Genomic DNA, 13,604 nt, shown 5'->3' on the forward strand with positions numbered 1-13,604 from the left:
GCATTGTGGGGATGGCTTTTTGGATAGCAACATCTAATAATGATTGTTCTAATGAACACTCACTTATCCATTGTAAAACTAAGGGGGAGCAGAAATGGAAATCTTAAAAGTTTCAGCAAAATCAAGTCCGAACTCAGTAGCAGGTGCGCTGGCAGGTGTGTTAAGAGAGCGCGGAGCAGCGGAGATTCAAGCGATAGGAGCGGGCGCTTTAAACCAAGCCGTCAAAGCTGTAGCGATCGCCAGGGGATTTGTGGCGCCGAGCGGAGTCGACTTGATTTGTATTCCGGCATTTACCGATATTTTGATTGATGGCGAAGAAAGAACAGCGATCAAATTGATCGTTGAGCCCCGTTAAAACAACTAAAAATGATGTCTCAACCTGCTTGCTTATTTGCGAGCAGGTTGTTTTTAGGTTGTGATATTTTCTCCCAATACTATATTAATAATATAAATAAATCATGTAATTGTTGTCATATATAACAATTGAATAGATACACGCTTTCAGTATGAATGAAAATCAGCGTACCTAATTGAAAAATAAAAAATATTGAGCCCATTTTTTAAGGGGGATGCATTTGTCCACTGTGTGAGGACAGTGATGTTTACGTCTATTATTCATCATGATACAATCCAGATATAATAAGATTTCAAAAGGGGGATTGTACATGGTGAGTGGAAAAATGAAAGCTGTCGTTAAAAATGACAGCGCTTTCGGTGCGGTTTTGGCTGAGGTGCCCATTCCTCACATAGAAAAACATGAAGTTCTCGTGAAAGTAAAGGCAGCCTCGATATGCGGTACAGACGTGCACATCTATAATTGGGACCAGTGGGCCCAGCAAAGGATCAAGCCGCCTTATGTGTTTGGACATGAATTTAGCGGCATTGTAAAGGCGGTGGGTGAGCATGTCAGCAATGTGAAAGTCGGTGATTATGTATCGGCAGAAACACATATTGTGTGCGGCAAATGTATCCCTTGTGTCACCGGCAAACAACATGTCTGCACCCAAACTGCCATCATTGGCGTTGATACAGCAGGATGCTTTGCAGAATATGTAAAGGTGCCGTCGCAAAACATTTGGCAAAACCCGGCCGACATGGAGCTGGCAATAGCTTCAATCCAAGAGCCGCTGGGAAATGCGGTGCATACCGTGCTGGATAGTCAGCCCGCCGGCGCATCCGTTGCCGTCATCGGTTGCGGGCCGATCGGACTTATGGCTGTAGCGGTGGCAAAAGCAGCCGGAGCAGCCCACATCGTTGCCATAGATAAAAACGAGTATAGACTCAGCCTTGCTAAACAAATGGGGGCCACGCTTACGATATCAATCGAAAAAGAAGATCCGCTACAAATTGTAAGCGCTTTAACAAAAGGAGAGGGCATAGATCTTGTCTGTGAAATGTCAGGCCATCCGTCTGCTATTGAACAAGGCTTAAAGATGGCAGCCAATGGAGGAAGATTTCACATCCTCAGTCTGCCGGAACACCCGGTGACAATCGATCTAACAAATGAAGTGGTGTTTAAAGGCCTCACTGTCCAAGGAATTACAGGAAGAAAAATGTTCAGCACGTGGAGACAGGTGTCCAATTTACTGCAATCAAAGCTTTTAGACATTTCACCTGTTATTACACATCAGTTTCCATTGGAAGAGTTTGAGAAAGGCTTTGAGCTGATGAGAGAAGGACAGTGCGGGAAGGTTATTCTGATACCATAAAAGGGGGATAAACATGAAGGAGTTTGAATTTTTGAAAAGTGAGCTTGAAGATATGAAAGAAAACCATACGTGGCAGGAAATAAAACAGGTTGAATCCAAGCAGGGGGCTTACGTTACTGTAAACGGCAAACAAGTGATGCAGCTTTCGTCAAATAATTACCTTGGACTGACGTCACATCCAAGATTGGTCAAAGCCGCCCAGGCTGCCGCTGAACAGTTCGGAGCCGGTACTGGGTCAGTTCGGACGATCGCCGGTACATTTACGATGCATCACGAGCTTGAGAAAACATTAGCCGCCTTTAAAAAAACAGAGGCCGCTCTAGTATTTCAGTCCGGTTTCACAACAAACCAAGGGGTTCTTTCAAGCATTCTGACAAAAGAGGATATTGTCATTTCTGATGAACTGAACCACGCCTCCATTATTGACGGAATCAGGCTGACAAAAGCGGATAAAAAGGTATATCGCCATGTTGATATGGATGATTTAGAGAGAGTGCTGAAAAAATCAATGAATTACAGAATGCGCCTCATTGTCACCGACGGGGTGTTTTCAATGGATGGCAATATTGCGCCTTTGCCGGAGATTGTTAAGCTGGCTGAGGCTTATGACGCTTTTGTCATGGTGGATGACGCGCATGCATCCGGAGTGCTTGGAGAAAACGGAAGAGGAACCGTTAATCACTTTGGACTGGACGGCAGAGTGCATATTCAGGTCGGCACGTTAAGCAAGGCAATTGGGGTGTTGGGCGGATACGTTGCCGGTTCACATGTTTTAATTGATTACTTGCGGCATAAGGGCCGTCCGTTTTTATTCAGCACCTCGCACCCGCCTGCCGTAACCGCAGCTTGTATAGAAGCGATTAACGTGCTTTTGGAAGAACCGCAACATATGGAGCAGCTTTGGGATAATACGAATTACTTTAAGTCTATGCTCGTAAAGATGGGACTTACCCTTACAAAAAGTGAAACTCCGATTCTTCCTATTATAATAGGTGAAGAAGCCTTAGCCCAGCAATTCTCCGAACGGTTGCTTTCCGAGGGAATATTTGCCCAAAGTATTGTTTTCCCGACGGTTGCTAAAGGGAAGGCGAGAATTCGTACAATGATTACTGCGGAGCATACAAAGAAGGAACTCAATCAAGCGCTCGCCGTCATACAATCTGCAGCAAAAGAGCTTCATTTGCTATAGAGGTAGAAATCCCTCTTTTTCATTGATGGATGCTTCAGTATAGTTGAATAAGGAAATAGTTAACGTTACACTGAAGTAAATGAAATAAAAGGGCACACGGGGTGAGGATTGTGGTGAAATCAGTGAAATTAACCTCCTAAAATAAAAAGTTAAATATTTTAGGAGGTTATAAATATGAATTTTCATCAAATTGATATAGATCGCTGGAATAGAAAACCTTATTTCGAACATTATATAAAAGAAGGTAAATGTTCTTATAGTGTTACGGCTAACCTGAATGTGACCGCATTGCTGAATGGGCTGAGAAAAAAGAATATGAAACTTTATCCTGCTTTTATTTACATGATTTCTAGAGTTGTTAATTCACATATTGAGTTTCGAACGGCTTTTAACGATAAGGGGCAATTAGGGTATTGGGAACAGATGATGCCAACCTATACCATCTTTCATAAAGAGGATAAAACCTTTTCTGCAATGTGGACAGAATACTCGAGCGATTTTTCACTTTTTTATAAGAACTATCTACAAGATATTGACCGATATGGAGATAAAAAGGGATTATGGGTAAAAGAAAACGTACCTGCCCATACCTTTTCAATTTCTGCTCTTCCTTGGGTCAGCTTTACCGGTTTTCAACTCAATCTTTATAATGGAGAATATCTGCTTCCTATTATTACGCTTGGGAAGTACTTTTCAGATGGGGAAGCGGTATGTTTACCTATTTCATTGCAAGTTCACCACGCTGTATGTGACGGTTATCATGTAAGCATGTTTATAAATGAGTTACAGAAACTAGCCGATTCTTTCGAAGAGTGGTTATGAGTATTTGTTTTTCTTTCGGACGAATATAGTCTATACTGTAGGGTGGAAGTTTGGGTTGAAAGGAGAAATCATTTAATGAATGAAAAACAAAAACAAGAGAGCGGACAAGTCAATCCACCGGACAAAAAATCCGAGAAGGATTACAGCAAGTACTTTGAAGCTGTGTATATTCCGCCTTCTTTAAAAGATGCGAAAAAACGCGGGAAAGAAAGCGTCAGCTATCATCATGATTTTAAAATCTCAGAACAGTTTAAAGGTATGGGTGAGGGCAGAAAATTTTATATTCGCACATACGGCTGTCAAATGAACGAACATGACACTGAAGTAATGGCCGGAATTTTTATGGCTTTAGGATATGAAGCGACAAACTCTGTTGACGATGCCAATGTCATCCTGTTGAATACATGCGCGATCCGCGAAAATGCCGAAAACAAGGTTTTTGGCGAGCTTGGACATTTAAAAACGCTTAAAAAAGAAAATCCGGACCTGATTTTAGGCGTTTGCGGCTGTATGTCACAAGAGGAATCAGTGGTCAATCGTATTTTGAAAAAGCATCCCTTCGTCGATATGATCTTCGGAACGCACAATATTCACCGTTTGCCTGAACTGCTGTCAGAAGCTTATCTGTCAAAAGAAATGGTAATCGAAGTTTGGTCGAAGGAAGGCGATGTCATTGAAAACCTTCCGAAAGTGCGCCGCGGGAAAATTAAAGGATGGGTCAATATTATGTACGGCTGCGATAAATTCTGTACGTACTGCATTGTGCCTTACACACGCGGCAAAGAAAGAAGCCGGCGCCCTGAGGAAATTATTCAGGAAGTCAGAAGGCTTGCGAGTGAAGGGTATAAAGAAATTACTCTTCTAGGGCAAAACGTAAATGCGTACGGAAAAGATTTCGACGACATCACGTACGGTCTCGGAGATTTAATGGATGAACTGCGCAAAATTGATATTCCAAGAATCCGTTTTACAACAAGCCATCCTCGTGATTTCGACGACCATCTTGTTGAAGTGCTCGGTAAAGGCGGCAACCTGCTTGACCATATTCATTTGCCTGTTCAATCAGGAAGTTCGGAAGTATTAAAGCTGATGGCGCGCAAATATGACAGAGCGCGCTACATGGAGCTCGTAGGCAAAATTAAAGCGGCGATGCCAAATGCTTCACTAACAACAGACATTATCGTCGGTTTCCCGAACGAGACGGACGAACAGTTTGAAGAAACCCTTTCATTATACAGGGAAGTTGAATTTGACAGCGCCTATACGTTCATTTATTCTCCGCGTGAGGGTACACCGGCAGCGAAAATGAAGGATAATGTCCCGATGAGGGTGAAAAAAGAACGTCTTCAGCGGCTGAACGATCTCGTGAAAGAAATTTCCGCAAAAAAAATGAAGGAATATGAGGGTGAAGTCGTCGAAGTATTAGTCGAGGGAGAAAGCAAAAACAACCCTGAAATTCTTGCCGGATATACACGGAAAAGCAAGCTTGTGAATTTCAAAGGCCCTAAAGAAGCCATCGGCAAGCTGGTGCACGTGAAAATCCATCAAGCGAAAACATGGTCGCTTGACGGAGAAATGGTAGGAGAAGCAATCGAGGTGAAATAAGATGACGCTTTACACAAAAAAAGATATTGTGCAGCAAGCCCGTGACCTTGCGAAAATGATCTCAGAGACAGAAGAAGTGGATCTTTTCAAACGGGCAGAAGCGCAAATCAATGAAAATGCTAAAGTATCTGGGATTATCAATCAGATCAAAGCCCTGCAAAAGCAAGCCGTCAACTTGAAGCATTATGAGAAGCATGAAGCGTTAAAGCAGACAGAAGCTAAAATTGACGCCTTGCAGGAAGAGCTTGAGGCAATTCCTGTCATTCAGGAGTTCAGGGACTCCCAGATTGAGGTCAACGATCTTTTGCAGCTTGTTGCACACACCATATCTAATCAAGTCACAAATGAAATCATTTCATCAACCGGCGGCGACCTGCTGACAGGGGAAACCGGCTCAAAGGTGAAACATTCAAATAACAGCTGTTCACTCTGACACGGATGCCTTTTTAAAGGCTCCGTGTTTTTTTGTCCAGCTTCAAAGTAAACTAATAAAACTATGAACTAAAAATTCATCATATTTTCTTTCTCCCTGTCCGTATAAACTTTATAAAACATAAAAGTAAAGTTTCTAGGCGGTCCTGCATACAATGAAACAGAAACTTTGTATTTTTATATTTTATTTATAAAAATGCACACTAGACGAATGCCCAGCATAACATAACACGAAGAAGAACAAGGAGGCATGCCGGAATGTCTGAATACAGGGAAATTATTACGAAGGCAGTTGTAGCGAAAGGCAGAAAATTCACCCAATGCACCAATACCATCTCTCCTTCGCAAAAACCGACCAGCATATTGGGCGGTTGGATCATTAACCACAAGTATGATGCTGAAAAGATCGGAAAGACAGTAGAAATTGAAGGGTATTATGATATAAACGTCTGGTACTCTTACGCGGACAATACGAAAACAGAGGTTGTGACAGAGCGGGTTAAATATGTTGATGTCATTAAGCTGAGGTACAGAGATAATAACTACTTAGATGATGAGCATGAAGTAATCGCAAAAGTCCTTCAGCAGCCTAATTGTCTTGAGGTGACCATTTCGCCAAATGGAAATAAAATCGTGGTTCAGGCCGAGAGAGAATTTTTGGCAGAGGTCGTCGGGGAGACGAAGGTAGTTGTTGAGGTGAACCCGGATTGGGAAGAGGATGACGAGGAAGATTGGGAAGATGAGCTTGATGAAGAGTTAGAGGATATTAATCCGGAGTTTTTAGTCGGAGATCCGGAAGAATAAAAAAGAGACTAGGGGAGGCACACCCCAAGTCTCTTTTTTTATATGAGGATATCATTCTTTTTGGCTTTTTGTTTATGTTATAATGAAGTTTGGACAAAATAGAAACGTTGATACATAGTGAGGGATAAATGATGGCAAGTTACACGCCTATGATACAGCAATATTTAAAAATTAAGGCAGAGCACAAGGATGCCTTTTTATTTTTTCGCCTTGGCGATTTTTATGAAATGTTTTTTGATGACGCAAAAAAAGCTTCACAAGAGCTTGAAATTACATTAACAAGCAGGGACGGAGGAGCAGCCGACAAGATACCAATGTGCGGCGTACCTTATCATTCAGCTGCTGCTTACATCGAACAGCTGATCAAAAAAGGATATAAAGTAGCGATTTGTGAACAAACGGAGGATCCAAAAGCAGCAAAGGGAGTCGTGAAACGAGAGGTTGTCCAGCTGATTACGCCGGGAACCGTAATGGACGGCAAAGGCATTCATGAAACGGAAAATAACTTTATCGCCTCTGTTACAGCATTTCCAAACGGCTACGGCCTTGCGCTGTCTGATTTAACGACAGGGGAAAATTTAACCGTATTCATCAAACGGATTGAAGATGTGATCTCGGAGATTTATTCAGTCGGAGCAAGAGAAGTAGTCGTCAGCAGCAGCTTGGAGGAGCAGACGGTTGTCCAGCTGAAAGAACGGTGCGGCGCGACGATTTCAATCGAAGACGGAGAAACAGATGAGCGCATTGAAATTGCAGAGCAGCTGAAAAGCCAAGAATTGATGACAACGTTTATGCGTTTGTATACGTATCTTAAGAGAACCCAAAAACGGAGCCTTGATCATCTTCAGTCTGTCCAGGTATATGAGCTTGAAGAAGCAATGAAAATTGATTTGTATTCTAAACGCAATCTGGAACTGACGGAAACCATTCGTTCGAAAAACAAGAAAGGCTCGCTGCTTTGGCTGTTAGATGAGACAAAAACAGCAATGGGCGGAAGGCTGTTAAAGCAGTGGATCGACCGTCCTCTGATCAGAGCCGGCCAGATCGAAGAGCGCCAAGAAATGGTGGAAACACTTATTGCCCATTTATTCGAACGGGAAGATCTGCGCGAAAGATTAAAGGAAGTATACGATTTGGAGCGCCTTGCCGGCCGTGTCGCATTTGGCAATGTGAACGCTCGGGACCTAATTCAGCTGAAGGAATCATTAAAACAAGTACCGGCCATCAAAGATCTCGTTGCTTCACTCAACCATAAAATGGCGAAAGAGCGGGCTGAGCGGATTGATCCGTGCGAAGATGTCTTACAGCTGCTTGAAGAAGCGCTGCATGAAAAACCGCCTTTATCGTTAAAAGAAGGCAACCTGATGAAGGACGGCTATAACCAAAAGCTTGATGAATACCGGGATGCCAGCAAAAACGGGAAAGATTGGATCGCCCGGCTGGAACGGCAAGAACGTGAATACACGGGGATTCGTTCTCTGAAGGTCGGTTTCAATAAAGTATTCGGCTATTATATAGAAGTGACAAAAGCGAATTTGCATTTGCTGGAGGACGGGCGCTACGAACGGAAGCAGACATTGACAAACGCCGAGCGCTACATTACGCCGGAGTTAAAAGAAAAAGAAGCACTCATTTTAGAAGCGGAAAACAATATATGCGAGCTTGAGTACGAACTGTTTGCTGAACTTCGTGAAAAAATAAAGATGTACATTCCGCGTTTACAAAAGCTTGCCAAACAGATGAGTGAGCTTGATGCCCTGCAATGCTTTGCCACAATCAGTGAAAACCGCCATTACATAAAACCGGTTTTTTCTGAAGATCATGTGGAAGTCATTGACGGAAGGCATCCGGTCGTTGAAAAAGTAATGGACAGCCAGGAATACGTTCCTAATAACTGCGAGATGGGCGAAAGCAGCCAAATGCTTCTGATTACAGGTCCGAACATGTCCGGGAAAAGCACCTACATGAGACAAATAGCGCTTATCTCTATTTTGGCGCAAATCGGCTGCTTTGTACCTGCGAAAAAAGCGGTCCTTCCGATTTTTGACCAGATTTTCACCCGTATTGGCGCAGCGGATGATTTAATCTCCGGACAAAGCACATTTATGGTGGAAATGCTCGAGGCGAAAAACGCCATTGTTAATGCTACTAAAAATAGCTTGATCCTGTTTGATGAAATCGGCCGGGGCACGTCAACTTACGACGGAATGGCCCTTGCTCAAGCAATTATTGAGTATGTTCATGACCATATCGGCGCAAAAACGCTCTTCAGTACACATTACCATGAGCTGACCGTCCTTGAAGAGAAGCTGTCTCAGCTGAAAAACGTCCATGTCCGTGCAGAGGAATATAATGGAACAGTTGTGTTTCTCCATCAAATTAAAGAGGGCGCCGCTGACAAAAGCTACGGCATTCATGTAGCGCAGCTAGCCGAACTTCCTGATGATTTAATCGCGCGTGCTCAAGATATACTGAAGGAACTCGAAAATACGGGAACCAAACCAGAGCTTCCGGCACAGGAGCCAAAGTCTGTCGTGAAGGAAAAACCTGCACAGCTGTCCTTTTTTGACGAAGGAGAAAAGCCGGCTGAAAAAACAAAGCTGTCCAAAAAAGAAAAACAGGTACTGGATACCTTTAAATCTATAAATTTGCTTGATATGACACCGCTTGAAGCGATGAACGAAATGTACAAGCTGCAAAAGAAATTACAATAGAAAGAGGTGATGTAACTTGGCAAAAGTCATCCAGCTTTCAGATGAGCTCTCAAATAAAATAGCGGCCGGCGAAGTAGTCGAACGGCCCGCTTCAGTAGTGAAGGAGCTTGTAGAAAACGCGATCGACGCTAACAGCACGGTCATTGAAATAGATATAGAGGAAGCGGGCCTTGCTTCCATTCGGGTCCTCGATAACGGGGAAGGAATGGAAAATGAAGATTGCAAGCGGGCCTTCCGCCGCCACGCAACTAGTAAAATCAAAGATGAAAATGACCTGTTCCGTGTGAGAACGCTTGGCTTTCGCGGAGAAGCTTTGCCAAGTATCGCGTCAGTCTCACACCTTGAGATAAAAACGAGCACCGGAGAAGGAGCGGGAACCCAGCTTATGCTCCAAGGGGGAAACATCATATCCGAAACCCGGTCCTCAGGTCGAAAAGGGACGGAAATCACGGTTACGAATCTGTTTTTTAACACACCCGCCCGCCTGAAGTATATGAAAACCGTCCATACCGAGCTTGGCAACATAACAGACGTGGTCAACCGAATCGCTTTGGCTCATCCGGAGGTCTCCATCCGGCTCCGGCACCAAGGAAAAAACCTGCTGCAAACGACTGGCAACGGTGATGTCCGTCATGTTTTGGCCGCTATTTACGGTATGGCGACAGCTAAAAAAATGGTTCCTCTCCATGTCAGTTCACTGGATTTTGACGTGAAGGGGTATATTGCTCTTCCGGAAATTACCCGGGCATCAAGGAACTACATGTCTTCTGTCGTAAACGGTCGTTACATTAAAAATTTTCCGCTTGTTAAAGCGGTGCATGAAGGTTATCACACTCTCCTGCCGATCGGACGCCATCCGATTACGTTTATCGAGATCACAATGGATCCGATTTTGGTGGATGTGAACGTACATCCATCCAAGCTTGAGGTGCGGCTGAGCAAGGAGACGGAGCTGCATGAACTGATTCGTGATGGAATCAAAGACGTATTTAAACAGCAGCAGCTGATTCCTAGCGCGCAGCTGCCCAAAAAATCAGCACCGGTTATTAAAAACGAGCAGCAATTCATGAATTTTGACACAAGACCTGCCGAGCAGAAGCCGGAAAAAACGTCTGAGCCGTCATACTCACCTATGAAGTTGAGTTCAGTTGTAAAGGAACCTGCACAAACGGAAGAGGAAATACGCACAGACATTCCGGTGCCTGATCCCCTTATAGAAACAGACCAGGGCGATCACACTGCTTTTGCAGAGCTACAGCCTGAAGCCGCCGAATCCGAACAAGAACTTGTTCAGGAACATTCGCAGTCAGAGCGGGTGCCGATCATGTATCCAATCGGACAAATGCACGGAACGTATATTTTAGCGCAAAACGAAAACGGCTTGTACATCATTGATCAGCATGCGGCGCAAGAGCGCATTAAGTATGAATATTTTCGTGAAAAAGTGGGCGAGGTCGAGCCGGAAGTCCAAGATATGATCGTCCCGCTGACCTTTCACTACTCAACAAACGAAGCACTCATCATTGAACAGCATCAATATGAGCTCGAAAACGTAGGCGTCTTTTTAGAACCATTTGGCTCAAACAGCTATATCGTACGCTGTCACCCGGCCTGGTTTCCCAAGGGAGAGGAAGCCTTGCTGATAGAAGAAATCATTCAGCAGGTGCTTGACTCCAAAAACATCGACATCAAAAAACTGCGGGAAGAAGCGGCCATTATGATGAGCTGCAAAGGCTCTATTAAAGCAAACCGCCACCTGCGCAATGATGAAATCAAAGCTCTGCTGGACGAGCTGCGCGGCACCTCAGACCCATTTACATGCCCGCACGGCCGCCCGATTATCATTCACCATAGCACATATGAGATGGAGAAGATGTTTAAGCGGGTAATGTAGCGGGGGTCTGAGGGGGAGCGGAAAGCCCATTTGGCCACTAAATTTTCAACACGCATAAAAAATGCCCACCAGATTTGCGGTGGGCATTTTGTTTTTTAAATTGAGATTTTTGAAGAGTGTCTTCATTCTCTTTCAACCATTCTTTATGGAGTTTTATTCATTCAAGCAGATCTTTCGTTGGTATGTTCGGTACTAAAGGCGGGTTTTCGGTAAAACTGTCCCCGCATCAAGCAGGCATTTATTCATGGTTCTTTACATGTTAGTCCGGGGGATAATAGAATTTAGTCGCCCGTTTTTAATTCCTTTTTCATATTGTATTTTTAAGTTATAGTGGTTTTAAGCAATTTATTTCCTGTTTTTTACATATACATATTAACTATTTACTATTGAGCAATTGCCGCAGCCTGTTTGAAATGAGAACCTTCCTGAAGCTCACATTCATCAACAATTCCGCCTATCGCATGATATTTCTTCGCTTTATCTCCCTTTCTATTTCCATAATTTACCAAATTCTAAATCGACATTTATGTCGTGCCTTCTCAGAATCATCATCTAATCCCAGAACTATATGCTCCCCAAAGATTCGCCTGGTATCTTACGCATTTATAAAGGTTTTATGACATATCAATATTATTGAAAGTTGATGTTTTTCTCGACGGTAAAATCAGTATAGGTCATTTTTAGATTAAGTGATAATGCTTTTTAAATAGATACAAAGGAGGCACAAATTTGTCTAGTGATTTGACTGCTGGTGTTTGGATTTATCGAAGCTTTTTAAATCTTACTCAAGAAGTTGATGATTTTAATGAACTTAAGTTCGGGCAAGGGGAGTTGATTTTCGAATATGTCAGTGAACCTGGAACATTGCGGGGACAGTTAGCTTTTCGTTCTTTTCCTCCTAAAGCAGATGATCCCCGACTGGTTTTGTCAGGTTTCAAATATGATGGAAATCCTTATAGTTTAAGGTTTCAAGGTACTGGAGTTAAGGAAACATCAGCTGAAGGATGGGTTTATCAGTATGTTGGTTATTTTATACCAAAATGGCCCGATGGGAAAAGACAAAGGTCAGTTATAGTTGGATCAGTTATTCGTTCAGTTCCCCACGATGGCTGTTCGGATGGAATTGTAGGTTCATTTATTGCGGTTCAAAAAGACTTTAATGAACCCAGAAATGTTATACCGCTTCCGAACAACGTTAGGGATCTGCTTGCTTCACGCCATCATAGACTCCACCACGCAGTTTGGCACAGTGTTCGTAACAGATGGTTATCTCTAACTGAAAGCCAAAGACAACAAATACGCGCCCTTGAATGGCGGCCTGGAGGAATGGAATTTGAACGGCCGTCATTAAGTAAAAAAGGTGATCCTATATTAAACAATGGTTCGGGAGAGGATTTCCTATTTATGCATCGTGAAATGATAAGAGAAGTTCATTCGATGATGACTCATCCCATTAAAGGATGGACTGCTATTCCTGCCCCAGGTTCTTTTATCATTGAGCAGGAGTTTGCTTCATCTCATCCAACTTTTCATCATTCTGGCAACCCAGATGGATTTGCTGTTCCAAAGGCATGGATAAACAATTTAGATGAGGAAACTAATAGGCGGATTAAATATATTAAGACCGATGGATTCTATTGGTCACGCATGAGATGGTGGGATAGAGAATTCAAAAATTCACAATATCTGAGCACCCTTACTCTCGGTGAACTGGGGGCCCTTATTGAATGGTCTGTTCATAATGATATGCATATGCGATGGGCATCAGTTCCGCGTGATCCTTCTACAGGAGAAACGTTGCCTGAGGGGCGTAAAGATAATGATATAGATAAGGTATGGGATACTCCTGACTATGATTTTCTGGGTGATTTTTATTCCTCGCACGTTAATCCGATATTTTGGAGATTACATGGTTGGATTGATGATCGAATAGGAGATTGGTTTCAAGCCCACGAAAAAGCTCATCCTGGAGAAGTCAAACAATCACGTATTAAAGGAGTGCCTTGGTTTAAAAAGGGGAGGTGGGTGCACTCAGAACACCCATGGTCAGGTCCTGCTATGTCAAAACGCGGGCATCATGATATTGAAAAGATGGAAAAAGTCATCTGTATTTTATTTGGTGAGCCGACTTATATGCAAGAAGTTCCAAATGGGAAAGTGCGTTTTACATGGTTTTAATTTTTTTGATTCTGGATTCATTAAACATTCAGAACAGGTGCAAGACTATTTGATTGTAAACTAAGAAACCCGAACAGAACTCTATAAAGACCGATTGGAAGTCAGGCAAATGAATTGGGTGCTCAAATCGCCTTGATGAAGATGAAAAAACCATTAGTGAAAAAAATATCTGGCCTTCGCGTAAAATGAAAGGATCATGGAATCATGATTGAATTGGGGTTGAAAAGAGATACGTTTTATCTAATATGAAAAATATT

At 43.0% G+C, this 13,604-nt stretch carries 10 protein-coding genes; all 10 read left to right on the forward strand.

Annotation, left to right across the window (positions count from 1 at the left end; genetic code table 11):
• Positions 1–94: 94 nt before the first annotated feature.
• Positions 95–355 carry a stage V sporulation protein SpoVS gene (gene spoVS, locus AXI57_RS17795; protein ID WP_003328863.1) on the forward strand — a complete coding sequence of 87 codons (261 nt, stop codon included), beginning with the start codon at positions 95–97 and terminating at the stop codon, positions 353–355.
• Positions 356–665: 310 nt separating this feature from the next.
• Complete coding sequence (tdh, locus tag AXI57_RS17800; RefSeq protein ID WP_061670804.1) at positions 666–1,709, forward strand: L-threonine 3-dehydrogenase; 1,044 nt, start codon at positions 666–668, stop codon at positions 1,707–1,709.
• Positions 1,710–1,722: 13 nt separating this feature from the next.
• Positions 1,723–2,898 (forward strand): glycine C-acetyltransferase, encoded by a 1,176-nt coding sequence (locus tag AXI57_RS17805; RefSeq protein WP_061670805.1) that lies wholly within the window; start codon positions 1,723–1,725, stop codon positions 2,896–2,898.
• Between the two features lie 174 nt (positions 2,899–3,072).
• A complete protein-coding gene (gene catA, locus AXI57_RS17810) occupies positions 3,073–3,720 on the forward strand; it encodes a type A chloramphenicol O-acetyltransferase (RefSeq protein ID WP_061670806.1) in 648 nt (215 codons plus the stop codon).
• A gap of 75 nt (positions 3,721–3,795) precedes the next feature.
• The gene (miaB, locus tag AXI57_RS17815; protein WP_003328859.1) at positions 3,796–5,325 is read left to right on the forward strand and encodes a tRNA (N6-isopentenyl adenosine(37)-C2)-methylthiotransferase MiaB; all 1,530 of its coding nucleotides are present in this window, start codon (positions 3,796–3,798) and stop codon (positions 5,323–5,325) included.
• 1 nt (position 5,326) lies between these two features.
• The gene (ricA, locus tag AXI57_RS17820; RefSeq protein ID WP_003328857.1) at positions 5,327–5,758 is read left to right on the forward strand and encodes a regulatory iron-sulfur-containing complex subunit RicA; all 432 of its coding nucleotides are present in this window, start codon (positions 5,327–5,329) and stop codon (positions 5,756–5,758) included.
• Positions 5,759–6,015: 257 nt separating this feature from the next.
• On the forward strand, positions 6,016–6,561 hold the full coding sequence (cotE, locus tag AXI57_RS17825; RefSeq protein WP_003328856.1) for an outer spore coat protein CotE: 546 nt from the start codon (positions 6,016–6,018) through the stop codon (positions 6,559–6,561).
• A 131-nt stretch (positions 6,562–6,692) separates the two neighbouring features.
• A complete protein-coding gene (gene mutS / locus AXI57_RS17830; protein WP_061670807.1) occupies positions 6,693–9,275 on the forward strand; it encodes a DNA mismatch repair protein MutS in 2,583 nt (860 codons plus the stop codon).
• 16 nt (positions 9,276–9,291) lie between these two features.
• Complete coding sequence (gene mutL / locus AXI57_RS17835; protein ID WP_061670808.1) at positions 9,292–11,169, forward strand: DNA mismatch repair endonuclease MutL; 1,878 nt, start codon at positions 9,292–9,294, stop codon at positions 11,167–11,169.
• Between the two features lie 729 nt (positions 11,170–11,898).
• Entirely contained in the window at positions 11,899–13,347 is a 1,449-nt protein-coding gene (locus AXI57_RS17840) for a hypothetical protein (protein ID WP_061670809.1), read from the forward strand.
• The last annotated feature ends 257 nt before the right edge of the window (positions 13,348–13,604 follow it).

The organism is Bacillus atrophaeus, from assembly GCF_001584335.1.
Classification (GTDB): Bacteria; Bacillota; Bacilli; order Bacillales; family Bacillaceae; genus Bacillus; species Bacillus atrophaeus.